Here is a 26449-nt window from a genome sequence, read left to right on the forward strand (position 1 = left end):
ATGCGTTCGCTCAAGAGCCTGCGGATATGCGAGAAAGGGCACCGCTACTATAAGAGCAGCGACTGCCCTACATGCCCGGTCTGTGCCCAGGAAGAAAAGCCTACGGAAGGATTTATGGCAGGCTTGAGCGCACCGGCACAACGTGCGCTGGCAGGTGCTGGAATCAATACCCTCCAGCAACTGGCTAAAAAAAGTGAAGCCCACGTCCTGGCGTTACACGGCATGGGGCCGGCCAGTATACCCAAGCTGCGAAAAGTACTGGCCGATGCAGGGCTCACGTTCGCAGCCAAAGAAAGCCAGCCAATAAAAAAGGTGCACCGATAACCGATGCACCTTTTTTATACACATAGCGACTAAACTATGCGCTAGCCCCTAATTACTTGTTCTTTTCTTTCAGCTTGTTGCCCTGGGCATCGAATTTCACCATCTTCTTGTCGCTGCCTTGCATCAGCTCAACGGCGTACATCGTCTTGCCTTCTTTTGTTTTACGATAGGCTTTGCTTACCGTCCAGCCAGAGTAATCCTGACCTTGGATTTGTTCGCGAACACGCTGCGGCAGGTCGCTGGTGGCGATTACTTCCTTATCGGTGTACTCGTCTTTTTGTTGTTTGTCTTGTTGTGCGGTGCGGTACTGATCACTGCTCTTCGAAGTAGAAGTAGTGTCCTGTGCGTACGTAGCTACTGCACTCCCGAGCAGTAAGCAAAATCCAAACATTACCTTTTTCATGACTGTCTTTTTTAGTTTCTTATCGATGATAAATTTCCGATGCATATCTTTTAAATATTGTGCCCTTCGCAAATACCGGGCTAATCGCTCAATTGAGGCCATCCGTGGACAAAATCAGCGTGGCATTTATCCTCAACGATCCACAGTTTGTACCAATACAATACCCCAGGAACGAAACATTAAACGGCATGTTTTTTCCACAAAGAATACGTAGACTTCTTGAAGGGTGGCTCGGATCGGTTTTTTTGGACCAATTATGATTGCTTGCGTCCCCGCTTGTTGGGATTGTAGGAGGTACGCTTCTGCAGCTTACCGGTTTTCTTCCGCACCGTCAGTGCGGCGTTTGCTTCCTTCGCTTCTTGTCGTCCCAAATCCACCGCATCAGTCTTTTTATCAAAAACTTTCTCAGCTTTCGCGGCACCTTCTTTTTTGACAGCCCACTGGTCACCGTGATATGGAATCACATACCGATCTTCTCCGTGATGCTTTACATCCGTCGAACGCGATTCGGGCGAGAGGCTTTCTGTCTCTTTCCCTCGATTAGCCGCCCAGTCCTTGGCACGACTCGTTGCTGTAGCAATCGCAATACCTTCTGGCATATCAGTTCCCGCAAGCAGAGCATTGGCAATTTCAACGGCCTTATTGCGCACTTCCGCCGGCAAATTCTTCATCGACGGTGGATAATTCTTTTTATTCCATGGCATATGCGTAATAGTTTAATGTTGCCGGAAAAGGCCTAAAACTATGCCAGCCACTATTTATATAAATCCACAAATGCCTTTAATGCCGCGGACTGCGGCACATCCTTCCGATAGATCAGCACCGTGGACAATGTATCCAAACCTCTTCCCAACGAAAAAGTATTGAGCTTTCTCCGCCCGTAAAACTGTGTTACCAAATCCTCCGGCAACACACTGATCCCCACGCCCGCTTCCACAAAATTCACAATGCCCTCCATCGTATTCATAATGGTACAAGTATACCTGCTCACACCCTTGGCATTCAACCAGGCCTCCAACCGCGCCCGGTAGCTACACCCCTGATCAAACACCACAACCCGCACTGCCTTTGCGGCCAGCGCTGTTTTAATGTCTGTATTCGCTGCCGTAATCAATACAAGCTTATCTTTCTTGACGTGCCGCTCTTCCAACTCCGGTATATCAATTGGCGCAGTGACAAACGCCGCATCCAACTTGTAATGCAGTACATCCTGAGCCAGATCGCCGGGAAAGCCTGACTTAAATTCCAACAACACATCGGGATACTCCGCTGCAAACTGGTTGATCATCCCCGGAATTTTCAACGCCAGCGTTGTTTCAATACACCCGATCTTGAGCTCGCCCACTACCTGTCCCGCGGAATGTATCTCCTGACGGGCTTCCTCCAGCAAATGATTGATTTGCTTGCTATAATACAGCAGCTTCTCGCCCGCCGTGGTAAGACTCACTTTTCGTGGGCTGCGCGATAACAGCTGCGCGTCAAAGGCTTCCTCCAACGCTTTGATCCGTGCCGTCACATTCGATTGTACGGTATGCATCGCATCAGCCGCCTTGGTAAAGTTGCCATGAAAGACGACAGCTTCAAACAGTTTTAGATCGTGGATATTCATAGATCATAAATAGTGATAGTTACCATAATTTATAATCGTTTCTAAAGATCGGTTAAAAGTACTTCTTTTGGCCATGCAAAACACAATTGCTCTATGAAACAACAAAATCATATTCATTACCGCACGGCCCAGGCCGATGGCCTGAACATCTTCTACCGCGAAGCCGGAGCTCCCGAAGCACCCGTTGTCCTGTTACTGCACGGATTCCCGACGTCGTCGTTTATGTTCCGCAATCTCATTCCTGCCTTAAGCGACCAATATCGTGTCATCGCCCCGGACTTGCCAGGCTTTGGCTATTCCGCCATGCCATCGCACGAGCAATACCAATATACATTCGACAACCTGGCCCGTACGATGCAGGTCTTTATCGATACGCTCAAGCTGAAACGGTTTGCAATCTATGTTTTTGATTACGGGGCACCGGTAGGCTACCGGCTGGCAGTAGCAAACCCCGAAAAGATCACCGCCATCATTTCCCAAAATGGCAATGCCTATGAAGAGGGACTGAGCGAAGGCTGGGCGCCCATACAACGCTACTGGCAAGACCCAACGGCTGCCAACCGTGAAGCCCTGCGGCAATTTGTAACGCTACAGCTAACACGTTTTCAGTATGAAGAAGGTGTCCACCATAAATCGTTGATCGCGCCGGATACCTATACACTCGACCAATACTTTCTCGATCGCCCAGGCAACGCAGATATTCAATTGGACCTGATGGGAGACTATAAAAACAACGTAGCGCTCTATCCGGTATTTCAAAAATACTTCCGTGACAAAAAACCGCCGTTGCTGGCTACCTGGGGCAACAAAGATCCGTTCTTTTTGCCTGCGGGTGCCACGGCGTATAAACGCGACATCCCAAACGCCACGGTGCATTTCTACGACACAGGTCATTTTGCGCTCGAAACACACCATGCTGAGATCGGGCAGGAGATCATAAGCTTTCTGAGAAAGGTGGTTTTGTAACGAAAGCCCTAGTGAAAAACTTGCAACCAGCCCTTCGCGTGCTTTGTAAGTATTTTCTGGTGCGCCCCTGTGTGTGTGAACTCGACTGTATAATAATAGACGCCCGTGGCAGGTACTTCGTTGTGAATACGACCATCCCACACCGGCGAGGTAGTAGTATAGATACGATGTCCCCAGCGATCGTATAGATTCATGCGGTACGACAAAAACGTACACTCGGTTTGAAAAACGAAAGTGTCGTTTTTGTCGTCATCGTTTGGTGTGATAACGTTTGGGGCAGTATAAGGACAGGCAGCGCAGTCGCGTACGGCCAGTGTCACCGTGTCGGCGGCGATGCAGTCGTTCTGTATAATGCGAACCCAATATTCTCCTGCTTCTGACAGGCTCACAGCGCGTTCCTCGGAACCAAAATTCCACTGGACGTTGCCGGGAATATCAATCGGAACCTGCAGCTGCAAAGTTTCTCCCTGGCATAGCTCAACAAAGGATGTCTCCAGGTCTAATGGACTATAAATATGCACAGACAATGTTCGGATAAAGGTTCCGCAGGAAGGAGAAACTGCTGACAGTGTAACGGTATAGTCTCCTGGTGCTGAATAAGAGTGTACAGTATTTTTTTCCAGGCTGGAAGTAGTGTCGCCAAAATCCCAGTGCCAGGTCGCATCGGGACTATCCGGTATCAAGCGGGCCGAAAACGAGACCTCCAGGCTGTGACAGTCTTGATTAACACTGATTACGGCTTGATTACCCGTAACAGCGACCTCTTTTTCCGCAACGTCTACGTTACAGCCGATTTGCCAGTACGTTAGGGTAGGGTGATAAATACCGGGTCGTTCGTAGGTATGTGTTACTCCTTCCTGAGACATAACCATTTGCGTGATACCATCGCCAAAATCCCAGGTCCATGACATGGGCAAGAAGTAGTCCGGGAGCGAATAATTTTTGGCAGGAGAGGTGTTTTCAAAAACCACCTCCAGGCTGGCGCAATCCGTATGCGCGACGAACGCCACAGAGTCGATCCAGGAGCTGGCCGTAGGGCTGCAAGTTGGATTGCCTGTGATAGATGTTTGAAAATAGGATTCGATAAAGTTAGGTAAACCGTAGGTGCTCGTGATCCAACACGGAAGTTTAATATAGCGGTGATGATGTGCGCTGGCGGATCCAGTCTGATTGGGATCGTCGAATACCCCCAGGTAATAAGCATACGCGTCGTCGTAGATTACGCTGGGATAATACAATCGGCCGTCAGGGCCGAGTTGCAAAGCCCCAAACGATTCCGAATCAGGGACGCGGTAACGTTGCGCGATAATTTGTTGCGGCGTCCCAGCCTCCAGATTGTACTGCGTGATACCATTGTCAGGATAGCATGCCCAGGCGCAGCTGGTATAAAGCCGTTTGCTGTCGGGCGAAAAGGAAAGAGAATACGCAACGTCATCGCTCAGGATGAAGTCCGATTGTACTACCCCTGTATTGCCATCAAATTTAAAGAGCTCCGTATCAATGCCGTCGTTTCCTATCTCGATAAAACTGCCCGCGGCGAGCCGCTTGCCATTGGGTGAAAATTTGAGATAACCCCGGCCACCGGCATGTACCTGCCCGGTAGCAGATACCTTCGGCGTAGTGTTAAGTCCGGCGCCGGTAACAGCAAAGGCAAGAAATCGATTCGTTCCCACTTCGTGCGTCAGCACCCATACATCGTGCCCGTTGGGATGAAGGACCGCTGCAATTTTTTCTGCGGTATGTACAGCCAATGGCTGATATTTCTCGGTAACCGTGCCCAAACCGTTGTTTAAAGACAGATTTACAACCGAATATCGCAAGCCATCTGCAAATTCGTCTTCGTCACAATCGCTCGTAAAAATATAGTAGAGATTGGCATCACCCGGGTGTGGCACAACCAGCGCACTTTGAGAGGAAGAGGGACTCCCGCCGAAGCCTTTACAATACCCGCCAATGCCGTTGCCGTTGGGCATGATGTGTCCTTCACGATCCCAGACAGTGTTGCCGTCTGTGCTGAGGATCAACTCGCCGGAGGCAGAGCTTATCGTAGCGCCCCCCTCCAGGCCGTTAAACGGCGATGCTATTACCTGCGGCGGCGAGCAAGAAAAGTCCAGCCCACCGAGCCCCCCAAATACCCAATGGGTGGCTTCCCGTTGCGAAAATGCCACGGGTCCACTAAGCGTAAGCAAAATAATCAGGAGGCGACGCGGTATAGACAATTTTTTAAATGGAAATGGCGTTATCGAAAAGACCCTGCAAATATCCGACCACTCCATACGACCGCTGAAAACTTTGTAACCGGAACAGTTACATTTGCTTCCAACGCTTTCTGTACGAAGCGGTACCAGGATAACGTGAGCCGAAGATACTATAGAACGAAGGTTAATAGACCGAAATAGAACAAAAGTACAGCGCGGTAACGCAAATGACGCCCTGTAAAACCCGGTTGTATGAACCGGCATAATCCTTGTTGATTAGTCCGGACTGAATGGTAAGTTTGCCCCCGAATTTTACACGTGTATAGTAATGAGCTTTAAATTTGAAACGGTCGCACCACGCGAATCACTGGGCGCCGTCGTAAAAAATTTTTTCGTACTCGAATTCCACAACGACACCCCCGTAACCGATTATCTGTTGCCCGATGGCCTTCCCTCGTTCTTTTATATAGAGGCGGATAAAGCCATGGAAACCTTCTTCGGGGATGACACGCAGCCCACGCCGTTGCAAAACGGCTTTTACGTCGGCTACTGCAACACCGCCATGAAGTTCATCCACACCGAAGCTAAAATCGCCGGTGCTTCCATCTATCCGGTGTTTTTCAACCTTATTTTCGGCAAAAGCCTGATAAGCATCCTCAATCAGTTCCAGCGCCAGGACGAACCCCCTGTGCTCATTCCCGTCTCATCCCTGATCGCCGGCGCCGGGGATAACTATAAAGAGATCTTCGGACTCTTCGAAAATTACATGGAGCAGCAGTTGACCAATCATCCCTTCAACAACGAGTTTTTGCAGATTTATCGGGAGCTCACCAGCCCTGGCGGTTACCGCCTGAAGGTAGAGGAGCTGGCCGAACACGTCGGTTATTCCACCCGCCACCTGCACACCCGCTTCCAGCAACATTTCGGCATGGCACCCAAACAGTTTATCAAGCTGGTGAAGTTTAACCACGCGCTGAAATATATCTATGAAAAAGACGAAGCCAGCAGCCTCGCCTCCATTGCCGAGGTAGTAGGCTACCATGACCAATCTCACTTCATCCGCGATTTCAAGGCCATCTGCGGCAAAACCCCCAAAGAAATTGCCGCCGCTCCCGGATCACTGGCAAACAAATTCCGGTTATTCTAATAGAATTGATACTATTGTAATAATAGAACGCACCCCTGAAAACCTTTTCAGGGGTGTTTCGTTTCTACGCGATAACAGATACCTTTGTATCGTAATACATGTACAACCCTTAAAAAAGAGGGACTATAAACGTGCTCGCCTTTTAATACCATATCCTCACAAAACTCTCCCGCGCCCGGGAGCTGAAATGGTATTTCCTTTTCTGTATTGCCAGACTATATAAGCCTCCTTCCCGGAGACCGGGATTGTTTTGTCCTTTCGCATTTGCCGCCGACGGATTCGGCCGGTCCGGCAAAGCCATGCTGTTTTTTTACTCAAATGAAAGTACATATGACGATATCAAGAAAATATGGGCGAACCTATCACTATCCTTTTTCGCCCGGCACAACAAGCGACGACCGCATCAGTCACCACTATTGGGAAGATATACGCACAGTAAAAGCCATTGTGCATACGGAGAAGCTGGACGGCGAGAATAATTGCCTGAGCCGGTATGGCGTCTTTGCCCGCTCGCACGCTGCGCCAACAACTTCCGCGTGGACGAAAGCAATACGCGAACGATGGGCGCTGTTGAAGAATGACCTGGGCGATCTGGAGATCTTTGGCGAGAATCTATACGCTGTGCACTCGATCGAATACAGGCGCCTGGAACATCATTATTATGTGTTTGGGGTACGTATACTCGACACGTGGCTGAGCTGGGAGGAAGTAAAGTTCTACGCCGCCATGTTTGACTTTCCTATCGTGCCGGAGCTTTGCATCGTCACGCCGTCGAAAGAAGAGATATACCGCCAAAAAGTACTGGAACTGGTGTCACGACCCAGTCTGCTGGACTCCCGCGACATCCACACCCAAGCCCCTTGTACATGCGAAGGTGTAGTAAGCCGGAACGCTGCCGAATATGCAGTAGCCGACTTCCCGCACCACGTATGGAAATACGTCCGGAAAGGACATGTGAAAACAGACGAACATTGGACGCGCCACTGGCGACGTGCTCCGTTCGCCTGGGAGTATCGGATCGGGTCTTAAATAGAATACTGTATGGAATGGTCAATAACAACAAATAGAGACTGGTCAACCCTGGAACAAACGTTCTCGTGGGCGGCCGATATGCAGCACGTGCCGCAAGACTCCATACACCATGCCGAAGGGGATGTAGCGATCCACACACGTATGGTACTGGAAGCTTTGCAGGCAATGCCGCAATATCAGTTGCTGTCACCACAACAACAGCAAATCCTGTGGGCGGCGGCATTGTTGCACGACGTGGAGAAGCGCTCCACGACGCAACAGGAGGGCGATCGGATTACCGCACCGGGTCACGCACGCCGTGGCGAACGCACCGCCCGCGAGATACTATATACTCAGGTATCCACGCCGTTTGTCATACGCGAACAGGTCGCGGCCCTGGTACGGTATCACGGTCTGCCCTTGTGGATTCTGGAGAAGCCCGATCCCATCAAGACCCTGTTGGAAGCTTCCTTGCGCGTACAGATGCCGTTGCTGGCGCTATTAGCAGAAGCCGACGCTCGCGGACGCATCTGCACAGACCAGCGCGACCTGTTGGATCGCATTGAGCTTTTTAGTGCTTTCTGCGAGGAACAGCACTGCTGGCAAACACCGCGACGCTTTGTCAATGGACTGGCGCAGTTTACCTACTTCCAAAAGGAGAATGGTTCGCCGGACTATATTCCGTATGACGACCTGAAAAGTGAGGTAATGATGTTGTCGGGCTTACCCGGCATGGGCAAAGATACCTTCTTAAAGAAACACTATCCGGGCCTGCCCGTGGTCAGCCTGGACAACATTCGCCGCCAGCACAAGCTAAAGCCCGACGACACGGCCGCCACGGGATGGGCGGTACAGCAGGCCAAAGAACAAGCCCGGGAATACTTGCGACAGGGACGGCCCTTTGCCTGGAATGCTACCAACATTACCCGCTCGGTACGCACTCAGTGGATCGACCTCTTTGCGACGTACAAAGCACGCGTTCGGTTGGTCTACATCGAGGTGCCTTACAAAGACTGGTTGCACCAAAACAAGAACCGGGAGCACGCCGTGCCACAAAAGGCATTGATGCACCTGCTGCAAAAACTGGAAGTACCCGCGCCGCACGAAGCCCATGAGGTAACGTATGTCGTATAGGATCTTTTCTGGAATAGCGCGCCTCGGACATCTGTTCGGGGCTTTTTATGAAAGAAATTTCACGCAAAAACCTCCTGCGCAAAAAGAGTGCGTAGTCCCGTACTTCCTTTGGGGCAAGGAACGCGTACGACATGCGTGAGAATGATGAAAGACGTTATTTTAGACAAACTGAAAGACCTGGAGCAGCAATGTGATGTAAAGATCCTGCTGGCATGCGAGTCGGGAAGCCGCGCGTGGGGTTTCGCGTCGCCCGATAGCGACTACGATGCCCGGTTTATCTATGTGCATAAAAAGGACTTCTATCTGTCGATCGACGAGCGGCCGGATGTACTGGGACTGCCGATAGATGCTGTGCTGGACATCGGCGGCTGGGAGCTGCGAAAAGCATTACGACTTTTTCGCAAGGCGAACGCGTCCCTGTATGAATGGTTACAATCGCCGCTGGTATACACTGCGCAAGATGACTTTGTGGCCGACATGAAAGAGCTTATGCCGCAGTACTTCTCGCCGCGGGCCGCGATGCACCACTACCTCAGCATGGCCAAGGGTGTTGTTGAATACGAGCTAGCTGCACCGGAAGTGCGGCTTAAGAAGTATTTTTATGCTCTCCGGCCCCTGCTGGCAGCCCGGTGGATTGCCGAGCAGGGTACTGTCCCACCCATGGTGTTTTCGCAGCTGCGGGCATCATTGCCGGCGGCGTTGAACGACATGGTGGACGACCTGCTGCGCCAAAAAGCTACGGCATGTGAAGGCCATACCATCGTGCCGGTACCAGCGCTGAACCAATACCTGCTGGAGGAAGTAAAGTTTCTGAAGCAAGCGGTGCCGCCGGCTACAGAACCTGTCGCCGGCAGCGAGCCTTTGCACACACTCTTTCGAAAATATGTAGTATGACTTTACAAGAATTAGAATATGATACCACGCATCTCTTGTTAAAATGCGTTAGCGGCAGCCAGGCGTACGGCCTGGCGCTGCCGCATTCTGATACCGATATCAAGGGAATCTTTATACTGCCTCGTCGTGCATATTACGGAATGGAGTACATCGACCAGATTAACAATGAGACCAATGATGTTATGTACTACGAGATCGGAAAGATCGTCGACCTCCTGGTAAAGAACAATCCTAACATCCTGGAACTGCTCAGCACACCGGACGACTGCATATTATATCGTCACCCTGTACTGGCACAATTGCGCCCGGAAATATTTTTATCGAAGCTATGCAACCAAACTTTTGGGCAATACGCGTACGCCCAGATTAAAAAAGCCCGGGGCCTTAATAAGAAGATCCTGAACCCTGTCGCGGAGGTGCGCAAAACCATTCTTGACTTTTGTTATGTATTCGAAGGTCAGGGAGCGTTGCCGCTTGTCGCATGGCTGAAAAAAAAACAATACCGACAGGAAGACTGTGGCCTTGTGCGCGTGGACCACATGCGTGAGGTATATGTATTGTTTCATCAGTCGCAAACAGATCGTAAACTTCAGGGCATTACCTCCAGTCCGGCGGCCGACGAGGTATCACTCAGTTCTGTACCGGCGGGGCCGGAGCCTCCAGCAACGGTATACTTTAATAAAGATGGATATTCGGTATACTGTAAAGAATACCGCCAATATTGGGAGTGGGCGAGTACACGCAACGAAGCCCGTTACAAAAATACCCTTAGCCATGGCCGTAACTACGACGCGAAGAACATTATGCACGTATTCCGGATACTAAACATGGCCCAAGAAATTGCCCGAGAGGGCCGTGTGAATGTACGCCGTCCAGATCGAGAGTGGTTGCTACGCATTCGCGCGGGCGAGTTTTTGTATGAAGACCTGTTAAAACAAGCCGAAGAAAAAGTACATCACGTAGATCATCTTTTCAAAACGGCAGACTTGCCAGACATGCCGGACGTGCAGCGTGCCGAAGAGGCGCTCATAGGTATCCGGGAGGAGCTTTATACGAAGTCACTCGATCAACATCACGTGTGACCCCCGTCGCAGCGTATTCTGTATCTCCGAGACCGTATCCGTGTGCCGGATGAGGACGGCAATCTGCTCGTCGGTGGCCTCACCCTCGACATGAACTTTATACTGAAAATTATACCCGGGCTGGCCCTCGGCGCCGAACTCGGCAGAGGCTTCCACCGTCACACGGCGGATCACGAGGGCCTGCCGGTGCGCTTCCCGATAAAGATCATTGCAAAAACAAGTGGCCAGGGCCAGGCATAGCAACTCACCGCCATTCACGCTGGATCCAAATCCAGCTACCTTGGCAGGAATCGGTAATTCTTGCGCAACACCATTGGTCTCCAGGGTCACAGTCTGATGGTTAAATTGATTTTCGAGTTTTGCGGTGATTTTCATAAAAAGCTGGGCTTACAACGAATATACACAAATCGATCTCAGCACCCCCTTTTGAAAAAAGAAGCGCACCTTATAGGTTCCGAAATAATATTATTTACATTTATGAATTATATAGAAGCATAGATTTTTGACCCGGATTGAATGAAAGGAACTTATCTCGGTGAATTTGAGGAGATCGTCCTCCTGGCCGTTGGAATCTTATACGACGAGGCCTACGGCGTCAGCGTACGGGCGGAGGTCGAGCGGCACACCGGTCGCGTGATCAGTATTGGTGCGGTCCATACAGCACTGCACCGGCTTGAAGAAAAGGCATTTCTACAATCGCGCTTTGGCGACGCTTCCGACGTACGGGGAGGAAAACGTAAGCGCCTTTTCCGGATCACCGCCGAAGGCCTCCAGACCCTGCGCGACGCCCAGGCCCTGCGCAGTCAAATGTGGTCGCTATTGCCAAAAGCCGTACTCAAAACCATCTGACCGCATGAAACACACGCCGCCCACCGTTATTAAGAAGATGCTCCGCTGGTTTGTCAACATCGACTTTCTCGAAGAAATAGAAGGCGATCTCGACGAAATGTTCCAGCAACGTGCCACGGCGCATGGCATTTGGTACGCTCGTTGGCACTATCTGCTCGAAGCCCTTCAAACCTGTCGCCCCTATACCATGAAAAAGAAAAGCCACGTTGCCCACGAAGTTGTGAACCTGGTCTTCTTAAAGCTCGCCTGGCGTAACCTGGCACGACGCAAGGGCTATTCCCTGCTAAACATTGCCGGCCTGGCCGTTGGCCTGGTCAGTTTTTTGTTGATTATGCAGTATATCGTGTTCGAGCGAAGCTATGATACTTTCCACACACGCGGCGAAGACCTTTATCGCGTTGCTTTCGATTGGGGCGAAACCGATTATACCGGAAACAACTCGAGTCGCTATGCGGGAAACGTACCGGCCATGGGGCCATTCTTAAAGGAAGAGCTATCCGGCGTGGAAGCCTATACGCGCTTTGTACCGGTCAACACGGTCAGGCCCTATACCACCATTACACGCCGCGTCAACGATCGCATCCGCTATAACGCCAGTGCTGAGAACGGCTTTTTCGCCGACAGCGCTTTCTTACAACTGTTCTCGTTCCCGATACAACATGGCGATCGCCGTCCGCTCACCGAGCCCCATGCCATTGTATTAACGCGGGCCTTCGCTACCAAAATATTTGGCACAGCCGTGCCCAACGACATCATCGGCCAAACACTTGAAATCGATAATGGTGAGCGCGCCCGCTATACGGTCACGGCGCTTTTGCAAGACGTACCCGCCCACTCGCACATCCGCTTCGACTACCTGATCTCCTTTGCCACGATCCAGTCCGCGAGACTGGACGAGAATAAATATTGGAGTCAGTTTTATACCTACGTCCGTTGCACCCCGCAGGCGGGCGTCAGCCTGCTCACGGCCGACACCAAGCCACTATTGCACAAGCTCTACGGCGAGGACCACCACATTTCGATCTTCTTCCAGCCCCTCCGCGAAATACACCTGCACTCCCGCTTGCGCGAAGAGCTTTCCGCGGGCATCTCCGCACAGCACCTCATGTTCCTGACCATCATTGCGTACGCCATCATCGCGATGGCCTGGGTGAACTATGTCAACATGTTCCTGTCGGGATCGTTGGAGCGTGCCAATGAGATCGGAATCAAAAAGATCTTAGGTTCTACCCGCGCGCATCTCGTGGTGCAATTTCTCGCGGAGTCCGTTGTGATTCACATGGTCAGCATCGCACTCAGCGTGTTGATGCTATTGTTGATACATCCCTCGGTCGAAGCGTGGCTGGGTATTGACTTGCCGTTACCCTTTCTGGAAGATACGCAGTATACCTGGATCACGGGTCTTAGCATCGTCGCGGGCTGTGCTGTAACGGGACTGTATCCTGCGCTCATCGTCTCGGCACAACCGATACAAGCGTTGGGCGCCAGGCTGGTGCGTTCCTCGCCAGGCACCGGCATGAAAGCCGGCCTGGTATACTTCCAATTCGTGGTGGCATTTGTGGTATTCTCCAGCGCCGTCATAGTAGGCCGCCAGGTGCGATTCATGAAACAAGCCGACCTGGGCGTAGCCCTCGACAACCGCATTGTGATACGCAGCCCGGGCACTACAGATTCCGCATACGCCGGCCACGTGCAGGCATACAAAGAACGCCTGCAGGCATATCCTTTCATCCGCTCGGTATCTTTTGCCTCGGCCGTGCCGGGAATGAAGCTGAATGAGTCCGGGTATGTACGACGCATAGACGGTCCCTCGATAGACGATAATAATGTCTTTAAACTGCTGGTCGACCAGGACTTCTTCCGCACGTACGATGTCCGGTTGCTGGCAGGCCGTCCCTTCTCTGATACATTCTCCACCGAGACGCAGGCTGTCATAATCAACGAAGCTGCGCTCAGCATTCTGAAATTCTCCACGCCGGCCGAAGCCCTGCACCAGCGCATACGCTGGCGACGCGAGGAGTATGAAGTCGTGGGTGTATGTTCGAACTACAATCATCAATATCTGCAAACAATCGTCGAGCCTTTAGTCTTGTGTTACAATCCGGCTCCCGGAGGCTTTGTCACACTCCAGGTAAAACCGGGTCACGATGCGGCCGCAATAGCGGGTGCGAAACGTGAGCTCGCCACGCTGTTTCCGGATGCGCCATTTGAATATGAGTTTATTGAAACTTCATACGATAAACAGTATGTTGTGATCGACCGCTTTGAAACCGTCGTCCAGGCCTTTGCCGCCATTGCGATCATGATCGCCTGCGCGGGACTCTTTGCCCTGGCGGCGCACCATGTCCAATACCGCACCCGTGAGATTGCCGTACGCAAAGTCTTTGGCGCACGTACCGCGCAAATCATTGCCTGGCTTACTGCGCAGTATGTGCGTATAGTGTTGATCAGCGCGGTGTTGGGAAGCGTCATCACGTTTTACGCCATGCAGCAATGGCTACAAAACTTTGCTTTTGCCGTCACTCCGGGAGCAGGCGACTTTGTCGGACCACTGCTGGCGCTCCTCGGCATTACGCTGGTGGCGGTAGTCTATCCCTGTGTCAGAGCCTCGTGGAAAAACCCAGCACATACATTGACGCAGCGATAAGATTGAAAGCAATGTGCTACTTTCCGCCATCATCGTGCAGGAGGGGTTGAATCCGATCAAAAAAGCACCGATATTGATCGGTGCTATGAATTATCTCAAGATTGCCCTACGACTGCAAGCCCGCTACAAGTGGTTTACACTCCTGAATATCACAGGGCTGGCCCTGGGTATGCTCTGCAGCTGGCTGATCTTTCTGTATGTCAGCAGCCACCTCGATACCGACCGGCATCATGAAGATGCCGAGCGCCTATACCGTGTCGTACTGGACATTCAAACACCCGCCGGTCCCATAGAACATGAAGAGGGCACATCGCTGCCCCTGGGCCACACGTTGCAGTCGACGTATAATGCCGTGGAGGCTGCGGCCTTTTGCATGCGGTTCTATGCCGCGCCGACCATTACCGTCACCACAGCGGCGGGCAGCGACCATTACCAGGAGGACGGAATCGCGGCGTACGCCGACAGCACCTATCTCCAACTATTCCATCACGACTTCGTTCAGGGCAATAAACACACGGCACTGACCCAGCCCAAAAGCGTCGTACTCTCGCAACGCCAGGCGTTCAAATACTTCGGCCGTGCCGATGTCGTTGGTCGTACGCTCAACATCAACCACAGCATCGACCTTACGGTGACGGGCGTCTTTGCCACTTCCGACGATCGTTCTGATCTATACTTTGATGTGTTGGTTTCCCTGCCCACACTCAAAATACTCAGCCCCCAGTATCAGGATCAGAACTACACGTGGATCGGCTCTGGCAAGTGGACATTTATAAAACTGAAAGCGGGGCAGCAGCCTTCTACACTCGAAGCCCAGCTACCAACCTTCGTTGCAAAACACCTCGGTGCCGAATTCCACCATTGGCAATTCCGCTTGCAGCCTTTGGCTGAAATACACTTCGATACCCGCTATGATGGTGTCGTCAACAAGCCGGTATTATGGACCCTGGTAGCGGTAGCGCTCGCATTGACCGGACTGGTATGCATGAACTATGTCAATTTGTCTATCGCTCAGTCCGGGTCGCGCGCAAAGGAGATCGGTGTACGTAAATATTTAGGTGGCAGCAAACGCCAGTTGTTCATTCAGTTTATGCTGGAGACAGCCATGGTCGTGGTGGCCGCCGCGGGCTTGGCGTTGACCGCAGCCTACATCCTGTTGCCGTTCTTTAGCCTTTGGCTGCAAGTGGATCTGACGTTGACGCAATTGGCATCCATAGGAAAGATCATCACAATACTGCTCTCCTGCCTGGCACTTATATTCCTGGCAGGATACTATCCTGCCGTAGTATTATCGGGCTTTAATCCTATCCGCGCCCTGGCCGGAAAAGCCGGCGCCCTGACCGGTAAACAGCAATGGCTCCAGCAATCGTTGATCTGCTTTCAATACACCGTCGCCTTGCTTTTTATGATAGCGACGGTCGTCATGCTGCACCAACTACACTTTCTTCTGCAAGAAGACCGTACAGGCGTGCCCGCCGATGCCGTTGTAACGATAGGCTTACCCAAAGCCGACCTCTCCCGGCGACAGGCTTTTCGCGATGCCTTACTTTCTATACCGGGTGTGGAGGGCGCTACACTGCAACATCAGGGCCCACTGGCCGCATCGTTGGACGGAGGTTTTATAAAGTACGATAACCGTTCCACGTGGGAAGAATTCATCGTGCGCGACCGCTGGGGCGATGATCACTTTATTGAAACCTATAAACTGCCACTGGTCGCAGGTCGTAACATCGTGCTACAGGATTCCATCACCGAAACCCTGGTCAACGAAACGCTGCTCCAAAAACTAAACATCACGAACCCCCACGATGCCCTGGGAAAACAAATCGTATTGGACAATGCCGGCCTGACGGCGACCATCGTCGGTGTCGTACAAAACTTCCATCACCGATCCCTCCAGCATGAAATTGAGCCTCTTGCGATCTATCCGCTTCGGGCAGCCCTTAGTCAAACCGGCATTCGCCTGTCGACCGATCGCACCGAGGCGACACTCGAAGCGATTACCGTTGCCTGGAAAAACATATTTCCCGACGATGTGCTGCGCATCTCTTTTCTCGACCAGTCCATCGCCAACCTATACCGCACCGAACGCATCACGGGTAAGCTCATGACCATCCTGGCCGTTGTATCCGCGATTGTTTGCAGTATGGGTATACTGGGTTTATCAGCCTATTCGGCGTTGCGTCGCACACGCGAGATCGGCATACGCAAAGTACTGGGCGCTTCCGCCGTCGACATCGTCGTGATGCTGGGCCGGCAATACCTGATGCTGATGGTCGTGGCCATGATGCTGGCACTTCCGGTGGCCTATAGCATCATGCATCGTTGGCTGAAAGGTTTTGCCTACCATGTGCCGCTTACGTGGACGGCTTTTCTTATACCGGCAATAGTTCTGATAAGCGCGACGCTGCTGTTGGTAGCCGGGCAATCGCTGCGAACCGCCCGCACCAGTCCCAGCCATTCGTTGCGGTATGATTAAAAAGAATTATTCCGCGGTCGTGTGTACAATTAAAAAAGTCGACGTACCTTTGCCAGGCAATTACCTCTTGTTTCACCCTATAATTATAGAGGATTATGTTTGCCCTGAAATTACATATCGCCCCAAACCGGCAACGGTAAGCTCTCTTACCGGCATATACTGCCGTGCTTTCTTCCTTTAACAAATTATTATTTTAAAAATCGGCCGTAAGCCTGCCCGTTTGTATGCGCGTTGCTTTTGCAATGTACACGAACGGAAAAGGTTTGTCTTATCTTGTTCGTAACAACGGGATGGGCACTCACTTTGCGCAGGCCCTGGCCTCATATCCCTATGGGCAAACAAAAATTAACGATAAAAGACCTCGCGGTCATCGACTTCCCAACCGATGTGACACGAAGCCTGGCGCTAAATATTATGAACCGCCACTTCAAGCATACATCCAATGAAGAGAAGTTGAATCTCATCCTTGACGTGCTGCAAAATCCCGGTAACTATACCGGCCACAGTACGTTAAGCATCCTGGCGCTAAAGCTTGTCGCCAAGGCGACGGAAATACAACCGTTTAATACCTATACTCTTGCCGACGAACCGGCGCACTTCGACATGTTTGGCAGCAAACACATCGAGCTCAGCGCTGTGCAGCAAATGGCATTGGCCATGCGGCTGCCGATAGCGGTAAAGGGTGCACTCATGCCGGATGCCCATCAGGGCTATGGCTTGCCGATCGGCGGCGTACTGGCCACCAAGCAGGCTGTCATGCCGTACGGCGTCGGTATGGACATTGGCTGTCGCATGGCGTTGAGCATCCTCGACGTACCCGGTAGCTATATCGATCGACATGTATACGAGCTTAAGAAAGCCCTCGGCGCTGAAACACACTTCGGCAACGATGGTGCGCTCGATACGATGCAAGACCATGCCGTGCTCGACCATCCGGACTTTCAGCTTACAGCGCTGCTGCGCAAGATGCACGGTAAGGCTGTACGCCAGCTGGGTAGTTCCGGCTCCGGGAACCACTTTGTGGAGTTCGGCACCTTGACAATCGAAGAAGGCAACCGTCTGCAACTGCCGGCGGGTACATACGGCGCGCTGCTGTCGCACTCGGGCTCCCGCAGCCTGGGCGCGAACATTGCGCAAGCGTATACCGCCGTTGCCATGGACCGCTGCCGCCTGCCACGCGAAGCCAGGTCGTTGGCCTGGCTCGACCTCGACAGCGATGCCGGTCAGGAATATTGGCTGTCGATGAACCTGGCCGGTACCTATGCGCAAGCTTGTCACGATCGCATTCACGCCAACCTGTGCCGGGCTCTCGGGCTGTCGGCACTGCACACCGTGGAGAACCATCACAACTTTGCATGGAAGGAAACCCTGCACGACGGCGAGACCTACATCGTCCACCGCAAAGGCGCAACGCCCGCGGCACCCGGCGAGATGGGAATCATTCCCGGCAGCATGACCACACCGGGCTACGTTGTGAGTGGCAAAGGCAACGAAGCATCGCTCAACTCGGCCGCGCACGGCGCCGGTCGGTTGCTGTCGCGCCAGCGTGCCAAGAGCTCCATTACAATGAGCAGCTTGCGAGAGACGTTACAGCGTGAGAAAGTTACGCTGATCGGAGGCAGCGCAGAAGAAGCGCCCGGCGCCTACAAGGACATCGAGCTGGTCATGAGCAGCCAGGCTACACTGGTAAAGGTAGAAGGTATATTTCAACCCCGGGTCGTTCGTATGGCCCGGGACTAAATCTTAAAATAATGGAAATAACAATAGACGATATAGAAGATTACCGCGGGCGCTTTCGCGTGCGAAGCGAACGACGCCGGAAGCGTGCAGCAAAGGAAGCATACGACAAAAACCTGCTGCGGTTAGGTCGGGAGCGGGGCGCCGTCAGTCGTAAACGCTATAGTTTGGGATGGGATGAATTAAATCCACCGATACAGCGAGGCTATGTACGTTTCTTTGTGCTACGCGACGATATAAAACGTACGAAGCAGGCAGGTTTTTATGAAAAACTGTTGGCAAAGATCAACGTCAGGCAATATAGCCACCGGAAGGATTTTTTAGTGAAACGGAGACGGTACGGTAAGAAAGTATATGCACCACGTGAGCAGACACTGCGACTGCTGGAGTCCTGGGAACTACGGAGAATAAAACTAACGATGGAAGAATTGGCGTGCTTTTCGGAAGAGACGATATACAGTAGGCAACAGCATTGTTCGCGGATAGTCTATCGCTTTACAGAACCCTGGCGGTTTGTCTTGCGCATCCAGCCCAATATGATCACGAAGGTCCGCAGAAGAAATGTGGACCTCGATCGTCGGGAGGCCGACTTGGATCGCTATTTCTCGTTCGATAACCGTCAGGACCGCTGGGTGAAGCTATTGAATGGGAATGTATATAAATGGTACACTGGTCTGTCGAAGCGGGCCAGCCCATTTCTCAATCGCTCCTTCGCCGACGTCCTGTCGGAATATTATCCGGAGCCAACTTTTCGCATTACGCATAAAAATCCCCAATCTCCTGGGGATTTTTATTTTGATCATTTTGATGCCTTCAACTGTGTGCGTCTCAGACTGCCGAGGCCCCGACGAAGTCGGGGCTGCCACCAAACGCAGCGTCGCAAGACATTTTAGGATGTATTCGCGTATAAATGATTGACCATCGCCCCCCAAAACATCCCTCGCCAGGTAATTTTTCCAAATTGAACCGTTAGGTCTATGAATCAGCCCTGAAAAATCCGGTATTCGGTCTGTCAAATTCCAGGATATAGAATAGATATCCAATAGTTTATCAAGCTTTATCCAATAGATATTCAAGTATTATATTGCTATTGAACATCCCTTACTAAAAATCTTTTCCCTTAAATTTAAATTATTCAATTGATTGCCAGTTGCCCACCTTTCCGTAAATTCGTTTCAGACACCGTTACAATATTAAATGTTGTCGAAAATCCCTCTCGTTACCCTAAAAACAATTCACTATGCCTTTTCTCGAAGGACCATTTGCCTTTACTGGTAAATTAGACATGCTCAGTGCTTACCGCATGCGTGGCGTCGACAAGATTGTCGTTCGTCGCAAGGGCGGGCCCAGCGCCGAAAAAGTAAAAACAAGCCCCAGTTTTAAAAATACACGCCGGACCATGTCAGAGTTTGGCGGTTGCTCGCGCCACGGCAGCTATGTGCGGATGGCGATGCTCCAACTCCGGCGCTTGTCGGACTATAATTTCGGCAGCGATATCAACAGTATCATGCGCCAGGTACAACTGCGCGACGGCACCGGCGAATGGGGACGCCGTCGTATTACGCTTTCCGAACACACGCGCATGCTCGAAGGATTTTCAACCACCAAAAAGGCCCCCAGTTTCGACTCCATTGCTCGCACGCCGGTATACTACACGTTGGATCGCGCCAATCGCTCGGCGCGTATTGAAATTCCGGAGCTTATGCGTGATATTAATTATTTCCCACAAAACAACCATGCGATGTTTCGTCTGACGGTAACACTCGGTATTGTGCCGGATGTGACATTTGATGTGGCCGCTAAAGAGTATTTACCGCCCACATGGTATGATCAGTCATTTTACTCGATCGATATTTCAACAGATTGGAACCCATCGTTGAAGGGAATGAAAAGTTCTGTACTGGAATTAACCATGGATGTACTCCCGCCGGATGATCGGTGGACGTTGATGTTGTCGATCGGTATTGAATATGGAGCATTTCGGGAGAGTGGAAGGATTGAAGAAGTGCCACGCTTTGGCGCGGCGAAGATCCTGGCATTGCGCGGGAAAGATGATGCGTTTGGCGGTGGAGTTGGAGCTGGCGAGATGGGGGAAGAAGAAGTGCAGGTGATGGACGAAATGGTGATTGAAGAAGTGCCGTTGGCGGGCATCGAGAAGAAGTCGGAGGGGTATCGCGAGCCGGAGGTGCAGTATGTGTACACCCTGAAAGAGGCTGCTGCAGAGAAGTCGGAAGTGAAGATTTACAGTTATGCTATATCAGTCGCGGGGCAGGCAAATCTGGATTCCGCAACAGACAAGATGCCAGCGCTTGCGCCAGTAATCTCGGGTAACCAGCGCAAGCTTAGGGGTGTTAAGCATTCAGCGACCGATAAATATTCTTCAATTGCCGCAGGTGTCGTTGCGTGTGCACAACAAAAAAATTCAGCCACTCATAACGCGTCATATATCCCAACGTCGGAAATTCGAAGTCCATACACAATACAGTTAAGTCGAGATCGGTTGCCGCCTTTGCATGCTTTTCCGCTAAATCACGTAACGTCTTTATTAACGCTGCTTTATCATGCGTCACCTGTTTTGGCAATACAAACTCCGGCGACTCATATTTTGCTTCGAAGTCCAGAAAAACATCGTTAATAGGAATCACCTTCTCGTCGATGAACCGGTTGGCCTCCGCCGTGTGGCCATCGGGCAAAGCTTCGATTGAAATGGAAATATGCTCCGCTACCTGTCCTGCGTTCCAACCCCCTTCGGAAGGTGCCTGATTTAGTTGTGCATCTGTAAACTTGCTCAACGTTTCACAAAAATCATCCAGCACTTCTGTAATTCGTTTCGTGAGTGATACGGTCTGTGCAGGAACATGTCCCGGGCGCAGCGGTACAAAACAGCGCATCGTGTCGCAGCCATATTCCTCCAGGCAATACCCGTCAGGGTCGATGTCTGCGTGCTGCATCAGTGTATGAAAGGTGGTTGTTATCGCGGGAATATTTTCACGCCATTGCCGCACGGGTAAAGAGATAAAATTCCCGTTGCGAATAGTAAAGGATTTGGTACCCGGTACGGTTTGTTGCGCGTCGGCCAGGCTCGCGGCGGCGTAATACAAGATACGTCCCTGAGGATCAGCATGCGATACGCCATAAAACGTTTGGGTGGGCATGTCGCCAAGCATTTCCTTAAGGGCATCAAAGGTAGCCTGGATGCCGTCGGGGAACGAAGTAGCCTGCAGTGTTACAAGTTGAATGTCGTGGGGGAGGTGTATGATGTCCATGGTAATGCGTTTTGTATGAAACAAAGCTCCGAAGAACCGCCCGCCCTTGCGCGGTGCAAAAAGGACTATTGCAGGGGGATGATGCGCCGCGGCTGTACAATTCATGCGGCATAACCATCTTTTTGTATCTTCGATTTTTTTCCGCATGAAAGCACGTCACACCATTCTGCACGCGTCAATAGCCCTTATTACCCTACTGGCCGGCTGCGCATCGCCCACAACGCCACCACCCGTCAAACCCAACATCATCGTTTTTTATGTGGATGACCTGGGCTACGCCGACGTAGGCTGTTACGGTGCGCGCGGTGTCGCCACGCCCAACATTGACTCGCTGGCGCGTCAAGGTATACGTTTCACCGACGCTCACTGTGGCGCGGCTACGTGCACGCCTTCGCGTTATTCGTTACTGACCGGCCGGTATGCCTTCCGCAATAAAGCCGCCATCTTACCCGGCGATGCGCCACTCCTGATCGATACTGCGCACCATACATTGCCGGGTATGCTTCGTGAGGCGGGGTATACCACGGCGGTAGTGGGAAAATGGCATTTGGGCTTAGGTATCGGCCACATTGACTGGAACCGCCATATCGCTCCAGGCGCCAACGAAGTAGGTTTTGACTATTCCTTCCTGCTGCCCGCCACGGGCGACCGTGTGCCTACGGTATATGTCGAAGACGGAGGCGTTGTAAACCTCGATCCCACGGACCCCATTAGCGTAAGCTATCGCGAGCCGTTCGAAGATACCGGGGCCGTTCATTCCGATTCACCCAAGATGAATGCCGATCCACAGCATAGCAACACCGTGGTGAACGGCGTAAGTCGCATCGGCTTCATGAAAGGTGGCCGTAGCGCGCACTGGGTGGACGAAGACTTCCCACATGTATTCAACGAAAAGGCGCTGGCTTTTATCGACGGTGCGAAGGACAAACCCTTCTTTTTGTTTTATTCGTTCCACGACATTCACGTTCCGCGTATGCCGCACGCCGACTTTGTAGGCAAGAGTACGCTCGGTCCTCGTGGCGATGCCATCGCCCAGGTGGATTGGGTGGTCGGGCAGATCGTCGCGGCTCTTAAACAAAAAGGCCTCGCCGACAACACACTCATTATTTTCACCAGTGATAACGGACCCGTCCTCGACGACGGCTATGCCGACGAGGCCGTACAACGCATTGGCGATCACACACCCGGCGGTCCTTTTCGAGGTGGTAAATATTCCGCCTACGAGGCGGGTACACGTGTGCCAACCATTGTGTGGTGGCCCGGGCACGTCAAGCCCGAGGTATCGGATGCATTGCTTACGCAGGTGGACCTGGTGGCGTCACTCGCCGCGTTAGTCCACGCGCCGGCCGTCGACAATATTGACAGCGAAAATCAATTAGATGCCTGGCTCGGTCAGGATCCCACCGGCCGCAAGGCGATGATCGAAGAGTCGTTTACGCTATCGCTGCGCGAAGGCCATTGGAAATATATACAGCCGTTCACCGGAGCGACGCCTACCTGGATGGATAACAAGAAGATTGAGCACGGCCTTTCGAATGTTGGCCAGCTATATGACCTGGAGCGTGATCCTGGTGAAAGACAAAACTTAGCAGAGAAACTGCCAGCGCAAGCCGGGCGTATGCAACGCGCATTGGATGCGGTGGTCGCCGGACAAAAGCTTCGGTAGCCTCCGATATATTCCACGACGTGTAGCGTAAAAAAAACCGTCCGGTGATTGTTCGTTATCGGCCAGTACATAACACACAATGGCTATTTTTTCCCGGCCAAACGCATTTATCTTTTTGGCACAATAATTATACTACGTTTAGGAAATAATTCTGTCGCCATGAAGAAATACCAGCTGGGCGAGTTCGAAGAGATCGTCATGCTGACCGTAGGCGTTCTGTACAATGAGGCCTACGGCGTATCCATTAAGAAGGAAATTGAAACCAGGCTTTCCCGCAAGGTAAGCATGGGGGCCTTGCATACGGCCCTGAAGCGTTTGGAAGACAAAGGCTACCTGCGCTCGTTTGAAGGCGAGGCCACCGAAGAGCGGGCGGGTCGCCCCAAGAAGTACTTGCAAATTACCGCCCTGGGCAAGCGGGCGATGGAATATACGCGGAGCACGCGCGAGGAGCTTTGGAATGCTATTCCGAAGATTGCCTTTAAAATTTCGGGATAGCATATGAAGCCTACGCCCCGGCCGCCGCATCTCTTTCTGCGTTTTTTTCGCTGGTACTGCAACCCGCAATTGCTTCGCCATATCGAGGGCGATTTGATGGAAATATTTCATGAACGGGTGATGCAGCGAGGAGCACGCCGTGCGTCGCGGCAGTTTATGATCGACGTGCTGTTACTTTTTCGGCCGGGTATTGTCCGGCACAAGAAGGCCATTACCTCTTGAAGGTTGTCGGTTTTGTTCTATTCCCCCGCTCCAGGGGAAAGTAGTTTTGGTGTATCATTTAAACATTAAAACTTTATGAACACGACAAAAGAAACAAAGACAGTTTTGGTTATTGGGGGTAATGGTAAGACCGGGGCGCGGGTGGTGCAGCGGCTGGAGGCGTTGGGGTATGGGGTGCGTGCGGCGTCGCGGTCGGGAAAGACGCGGTTTGATTGGAATGATCAGCAGACGTGGCAGCCGGCGATGGAGGGTGTACAGGCGATGTATATTACGTTTCAGCCAGACCTGGCCGTGCCGGGATCCGTGGAAGCTATTCATGCCCTGACGCAGATGGCGAAACAAAACAATGTGCAACAGGTGGTGCTGTTGTCGGGACGCGGTGAAACGGAAGCCCAGTTGTGTGAGAAGGTGGTGATCGATGCCGGTATGCGCTGGACGATCGTGCGGGCCAGCTGGTTTAATCAAAACTTTAGCGAAGGGCATTTGGCGGATCCGATTCAGGCGGGATATGTGGCATTGCCGGCGGGCGATGTGAAGGAACCGTTTATTGATACAGACGATATTGCCGATGTGGCGGTGGCTGCGTTGACTGATAGCCGTCACGATAGCCAGGTATATGAAGTGACGGGGCCGCGCCTGTTGTCATTTCGTGAAGCGATGCAGGAGATTGCTGCTGCCACCGGTAGAGAGATCGTGTTTGAACAGATCCCGATGGAGTCGTATGCGTCGACATTGGGACAGTATGGCTTGCCTGACGATTTGATCTGGTTGTTGCGCTATTTATTTACCGAGGTGCTGGACGGCCGAAACGAGTATATTTCCGATGGCGTGGAGCGTGCCCTGGGGCGCAAGCCAACCGACTTTAAAGAGTTTGTGCGCAAGAATGCTGCTACGGGTATATGGAACCAGGCGCCGGAGGCTTAATGCCCCGCGCCGGGTTCATACAATAGATTCAGGATGGTTGTTGCCGTCGGGCGATAGCTTCCTTGATACTATAGACCACGATGCCCAGGCCAATGACGGTCAGACCGCTAACCACCATTTTATACCCGGTTGAAATCAGGATGCCCGCCCACATGGCAATGGCAATATATACCGGTATGGGAAAGAATGGCATTTTGTAGGGAAAGCTCTTGCGTTTTTCGCGTAGCAGTAAGAGTCCGATAGCCTGTCCAATAAATTGAACGAGGATGCGCATGGCCAGGATGGCGCTGATAACGTCGTGTAGTTTAAACAGCAGGCTGAAGACAAAGGCTACCACACCCAGCGACAAGATCGACACGTAGGGGAAGTTGCCTCGGGGGTGCAGGCGTGCAAAGGGTTTGAAGAATGCCCCGTCGGCCGCGGCGGCATAGGGTATGCGGCTGTAGCCGAGGGTGGCTGAAAATACGGATGCGAAGGCGACCAGGAGTATGAGGCACGTGGCGATGTTGGCAGCGTTCGGGCCGAGTAGCCTTTCCATGAAGAGGCTCACGACGAATTTACTTTCTTTGGCCTCATGCCAGGGAATAACGCTGACGACACTGATGTTCATGGTCATATACAAGACGAAAATGCCGGCAATGGAGAGGAACATGCTGCGGGGAATGTTGCGCGCAGGATTGATAATCTCACCACCCAGGTGACATACGTTGTAGTAGCCGAGGTAGCTGTATACCGTCTTGACAGAGGCAAAGCCAATGGCGGCGACGAATGCAAAGTTAAACGTTACGCCGTCGTTGATGTGTTGGAGGGGTGCGATGAAGTTGCCGTGGGCAATACCACCCCCGATGATCCACAGCATAGTGCCAATGACTATTACCCATAAGAATACGCTGATCTTGCCGATGGCTTCTATGCGGCGGAACAACAGGAAGACAATGGCGACGACGACGGTACCGCTGAGGGCTTTCGCGGCGATCGGCGAGAGGGGAACGAGGTACGAGAAATAGTCGGAGAAGCCTATGGCGGCGGAAGCAATAACCAGGGGAGCTTGAATCATGGTTTGCCATACAAACAGAAAGCTCATGATCTTCCCCGGACCGCGGGTGCCGTATGTTTCTTTGAGAAAGTTATAAGAGCCTCCGGCGCGGGGAAAGGCGGCGCCCAGCTCGCTCCAAACCATGGCGTCGATACACGACAGAAATGCGCCGGCCAGCCAGGCGTATAAGAAATAAGGGCCGTTCATGGTAGCGATGACCATGGGTAGGGTAATGAACGGGCCGATACCGACCATGTCGGTCATGTTGATGGCAGTGGCTTGCAGCAGTCCCAGCCGCCGATCTTGCGCCTGTTCAGCCATGGTAAAGGTTTAACCGCATAGGGTATGGGTTTGTGTAAG

The 26449-nt window shown here is 52.1% G+C and carries 23 protein-coding genes; 16 read left to right on the plus strand and 7 right to left on the minus strand.

The genetic code is table 11. From position 1 onward, the window contains the following. On the plus strand, positions 1 to 324 hold the full coding sequence (locus KK062_RS03025; protein ID WP_254082752.1) for an RNA polymerase alpha subunit C-terminal domain-containing protein: 324 nt from the start codon (positions 1 to 3) through the stop codon (positions 322 to 324). 52 nt (positions 325 to 376) lie between these two features. On the opposite strand, the gene KK062_RS03030 is transcribed toward KK062_RS03025, so the two are convergent. The 3 genes from KK062_RS03030 to KK062_RS03040 all read right to left on the minus strand — a co-directional run bounded on the left by KK062_RS03030 (position 377) and on the right by KK062_RS03040 (position 2336). Continuing rightward, positions 377 to 727, minus strand: a complete 351-nt coding sequence (locus tag KK062_RS03030) for a hypothetical protein (protein ID WP_254082753.1) — start codon at positions 725 to 727, stop codon at positions 377 to 379. 254 nt (positions 728 to 981) lie between these two features. Beyond that, the gene (locus KK062_RS03035; protein ID WP_254082754.1) at positions 982 to 1431 is read right to left on the minus strand and encodes a DUF2188 domain-containing protein; all 450 of its coding nucleotides are present in this window, start codon (positions 1429 to 1431) and stop codon (positions 982 to 984) included. Between the two features lie 50 nt (positions 1432 to 1481). Then, positions 1482 to 2336 (minus strand): LysR family transcriptional regulator, encoded by an 855-nt coding sequence (locus tag KK062_RS03040; RefSeq protein WP_254082755.1) that lies wholly within the window; start codon positions 2334 to 2336, stop codon positions 1482 to 1484. 93 nt (positions 2337 to 2429) lie between these two features. Here KK062_RS03040 and KK062_RS03045 point away from each other — a divergent pair, with 93 nt between their 5' ends. Further along, complete coding sequence (locus KK062_RS03045) at positions 2430 to 3302, plus strand: alpha/beta fold hydrolase (RefSeq protein ID WP_254082756.1); 873 nt, start codon at positions 2430 to 2432, stop codon at positions 3300 to 3302. A gap of 8 nt (positions 3303 to 3310) precedes the next feature. Here the strand turns inward: KK062_RS03045 and KK062_RS30885 are convergent, their stop codons facing one another. Beyond that, on the minus strand, positions 3311 to 5470 hold the full coding sequence (locus KK062_RS30885; protein WP_254082757.1) for a PKD domain-containing protein: 2160 nt from the start codon (positions 5468 to 5470) through the stop codon (positions 3311 to 3313). Positions 5471 to 5828: 358 nt separating this feature from the next. On the opposite strand from KK062_RS30885, the gene KK062_RS03055 reads away from it, so the two are divergent. The 5 genes from KK062_RS03055 (at position 5829) to KK062_RS03075 (ending at position 10768) form a co-directional block, all read left to right on the plus strand. Next, positions 5829 to 6647 (plus strand): helix-turn-helix transcriptional regulator, encoded by an 819-nt coding sequence (locus KK062_RS03055; protein WP_254082758.1) that lies wholly within the window; start codon positions 5829 to 5831, stop codon positions 6645 to 6647. 330 nt (positions 6648 to 6977) lie between these two features. Then, positions 6978 to 7676: an RNA ligase family protein gene (locus tag KK062_RS03060; RefSeq protein WP_254082759.1), complete on the plus strand. Its 699-nt coding sequence runs from the start codon at positions 6978 to 6980 to the stop codon at positions 7674 to 7676. A gap of 12 nt (positions 7677 to 7688) precedes the next feature. Further along, positions 7689 to 8792: an AAA family ATPase gene (locus KK062_RS03065; protein WP_254082760.1), complete on the plus strand. Its 1104-nt coding sequence runs from the start codon at positions 7689 to 7691 to the stop codon at positions 8790 to 8792. Positions 8793 to 8933: 141 nt separating this feature from the next. Beyond that, positions 8934 to 9686, plus strand: a complete 753-nt coding sequence (locus tag KK062_RS03070; RefSeq protein WP_254082761.1) for a nucleotidyltransferase domain-containing protein — start codon at positions 8934 to 8936, stop codon at positions 9684 to 9686. After that, positions 9683 to 10768, plus strand: coding sequence for a DNA polymerase beta superfamily protein (locus tag KK062_RS03075; protein WP_254082762.1), 1086 nt, complete (start codon positions 9683 to 9685; stop codon positions 10766 to 10768). Before KK062_RS03070 ends, KK062_RS03075 begins: the two co-directional genes overlap by 4 nt. Here the strand turns inward: KK062_RS03075 and KK062_RS03080 are convergent. Then, positions 10745 to 11143, minus strand: coding sequence for an OsmC family protein (locus KK062_RS03080; protein WP_254082763.1), 399 nt, complete (start codon positions 11141 to 11143; stop codon positions 10745 to 10747). The genes KK062_RS03075 and KK062_RS03080 overlap by 24 nt on opposite strands. Before the next feature lie 141 nt (positions 11144 to 11284). On the opposite strand from KK062_RS03080, the gene KK062_RS03085 reads away from it, so the two are divergent. The 5 genes from KK062_RS03085 (at position 11285) to KK062_RS03105 (ending at position 19373) form a co-directional block, all read left to right on the plus strand. Then, on the plus strand, positions 11285 to 11617 hold the full coding sequence (locus tag KK062_RS03085; RefSeq protein ID WP_254082764.1) for a PadR family transcriptional regulator: 333 nt from the start codon (positions 11285 to 11287) through the stop codon (positions 11615 to 11617). 4 nt (positions 11618 to 11621) lie between these two features. Next, positions 11622 to 14264, plus strand: a complete 2643-nt coding sequence (locus tag KK062_RS03090; protein WP_254082765.1) for an ABC transporter permease — start codon at positions 11622 to 11624, stop codon at positions 14262 to 14264. Between the two features lie 13 nt (positions 14265 to 14277). Further along, entirely contained in the window at positions 14278 to 16743 is a 2466-nt protein-coding gene (locus KK062_RS03095) for an ABC transporter permease (RefSeq protein ID WP_254082766.1), read from the plus strand. Between the two features lie 330 nt (positions 16744 to 17073). Next, a complete protein-coding gene (locus tag KK062_RS03100; protein ID WP_254082767.1) occupies positions 17074 to 18483 on the plus strand; it encodes an RtcB family protein in 1410 nt (469 codons plus the stop codon). A gap of 11 nt (positions 18484 to 18494) precedes the next feature. Next, entirely contained in the window at positions 18495 to 19373 is an 879-nt protein-coding gene (locus KK062_RS03105; protein WP_254082768.1) for a hypothetical protein, read from the plus strand. Positions 19374 to 20831: 1458 nt separating this feature from the next. Here KK062_RS03105 and KK062_RS31030 read toward each other — a convergent pair. Further along, entirely contained in the window at positions 20832 to 21893 is a 1062-nt protein-coding gene (locus KK062_RS31030) for a DinB family protein (protein ID WP_369075164.1), read from the minus strand. Here KK062_RS31030 and KK062_RS03115 point away from each other — a divergent pair. From KK062_RS03115 to KK062_RS03130, 4 genes are all read left to right on the plus strand, one after another. Next, the gene (locus tag KK062_RS03115) at positions 21892 to 23412 is read left to right on the plus strand and encodes a sulfatase family protein (protein WP_254082770.1); all 1521 of its coding nucleotides are present in this window, start codon (positions 21892 to 21894) and stop codon (positions 23410 to 23412) included. The genes KK062_RS31030 and KK062_RS03115 overlap by 2 nt on opposite strands. Positions 23413 to 23571: 159 nt before the next feature. Beyond that, positions 23572 to 23907, plus strand: coding sequence for a PadR family transcriptional regulator (locus KK062_RS03120; protein ID WP_254082771.1), 336 nt, complete (start codon positions 23572 to 23574; stop codon positions 23905 to 23907). A gap of 3 nt (positions 23908 to 23910) precedes the next feature. After that, on the plus strand, positions 23911 to 24129 hold the full coding sequence (locus KK062_RS03125) for a permease prefix domain 2-containing transporter (RefSeq protein WP_254082772.1): 219 nt from the start codon (positions 23911 to 23913) through the stop codon (positions 24127 to 24129). Positions 24130 to 24204: 75 nt separating this feature from the next. Beyond that, on the plus strand, positions 24205 to 25053 hold the full coding sequence (locus tag KK062_RS03130) for an NmrA family NAD(P)-binding protein (protein WP_254082773.1): 849 nt from the start codon (positions 24205 to 24207) through the stop codon (positions 25051 to 25053). 28 nt (positions 25054 to 25081) lie between these two features. On the opposite strand, the gene KK062_RS03135 is transcribed toward KK062_RS03130, so the two are convergent. Next, entirely contained in the window at positions 25082 to 26410 is a 1329-nt protein-coding gene (locus KK062_RS03135) for an APC family permease (protein WP_254082774.1), read from the minus strand. Between the last annotated feature and the right edge of the window lie 39 nt (positions 26411 to 26449).

The sequence above is a fragment of the Dawidia cretensis genome (genome assembly GCF_018598175.1).
GTDB lineage: Bacteria > Bacteroidota > Bacteroidia > Cytophagales > Cyclobacteriaceae > Ohtaekwangia > Ohtaekwangia cretensis.

Coding starts and splice junctions, on each gene's coding strand:
- KK062_RS03025 (WP_254082752.1), top strand. CDS start 1: ATGCGTTCGCTCAAGAGCCTGCGGATATGCGAGAAAGGGCACCGCTAC.
- KK062_RS03030 (WP_254082753.1), bottom strand. CDS start 727: ATGAAAAAGGTAATGTTTGGATTTTGCTTACTGCTCGGGAGTGCAGTA.
- KK062_RS03035 (WP_254082754.1), bottom strand. CDS start 1,431: ATGCCATGGAATAAAAAGAATTATCCACCGTCGATGAAGAATTTGCCG.
- KK062_RS03040 (WP_254082755.1), bottom strand. CDS start 2,336: ATGAATATCCACGATCTAAAACTGTTTGAAGCTGTCGTCTTTCATGGC.
- KK062_RS03045 (WP_254082756.1), top strand. CDS start 2,430: ATGAAACAACAAAATCATATTCATTACCGCACGGCCCAGGCCGATGGC.
- KK062_RS03055 (WP_254082758.1), top strand. CDS start 5,829: ATGAGCTTTAAATTTGAAACGGTCGCACCACGCGAATCACTGGGCGCC.
- KK062_RS03060 (WP_254082759.1), top strand. CDS start 6,978: ATGACGATATCAAGAAAATATGGGCGAACCTATCACTATCCTTTTTCG.
- KK062_RS03065 (WP_254082760.1), top strand. CDS start 7,689: ATGGAATGGTCAATAACAACAAATAGAGACTGGTCAACCCTGGAACAA.
- KK062_RS03070 (WP_254082761.1), top strand. CDS start 8,934: ATGATGAAAGACGTTATTTTAGACAAACTGAAAGACCTGGAGCAGCAA.
- KK062_RS03075 (WP_254082762.1), top strand. CDS start 9,683: ATGACTTTACAAGAATTAGAATATGATACCACGCATCTCTTGTTAAAA.
- KK062_RS03080 (WP_254082763.1), bottom strand. CDS start 11,143: ATGAAAATCACCGCAAAACTCGAAAATCAATTTAACCATCAGACTGTG.
- KK062_RS03085 (WP_254082764.1), top strand. CDS start 11,285: ATGAAAGGAACTTATCTCGGTGAATTTGAGGAGATCGTCCTCCTGGCC.
- KK062_RS03090 (WP_254082765.1), top strand. CDS start 11,622: ATGAAACACACGCCGCCCACCGTTATTAAGAAGATGCTCCGCTGGTTT.
- KK062_RS03100 (WP_254082767.1), top strand. CDS start 17,074: ATGGGCAAACAAAAATTAACGATAAAAGACCTCGCGGTCATCGACTTC.
- KK062_RS03105 (WP_254082768.1), top strand. CDS start 18,495: ATGGAAATAACAATAGACGATATAGAAGATTACCGCGGGCGCTTTCGC.
- KK062_RS03115 (WP_254082770.1), top strand. CDS start 21,892: ATGAAAGCACGTCACACCATTCTGCACGCGTCAATAGCCCTTATTACC.
- KK062_RS31030 (WP_369075164.1), bottom strand. CDS start 21,893: ATGCGGAAAAAAATCGAAGATACAAAAAGATGGTTATGCCGCATGAAT.
- KK062_RS03120 (WP_254082771.1), top strand. CDS start 23,572: ATGAAGAAATACCAGCTGGGCGAGTTCGAAGAGATCGTCATGCTGACC.
- KK062_RS03125 (WP_254082772.1), top strand. CDS start 23,911: ATGAAGCCTACGCCCCGGCCGCCGCATCTCTTTCTGCGTTTTTTTCGC.
- KK062_RS03130 (WP_254082773.1), top strand. CDS start 24,205: ATGAACACGACAAAAGAAACAAAGACAGTTTTGGTTATTGGGGGTAAT.
- KK062_RS03135 (WP_254082774.1), bottom strand. CDS start 26,410: ATGGCTGAACAGGCGCAAGATCGGCGGCTGGGACTGCTGCAAGCCACT.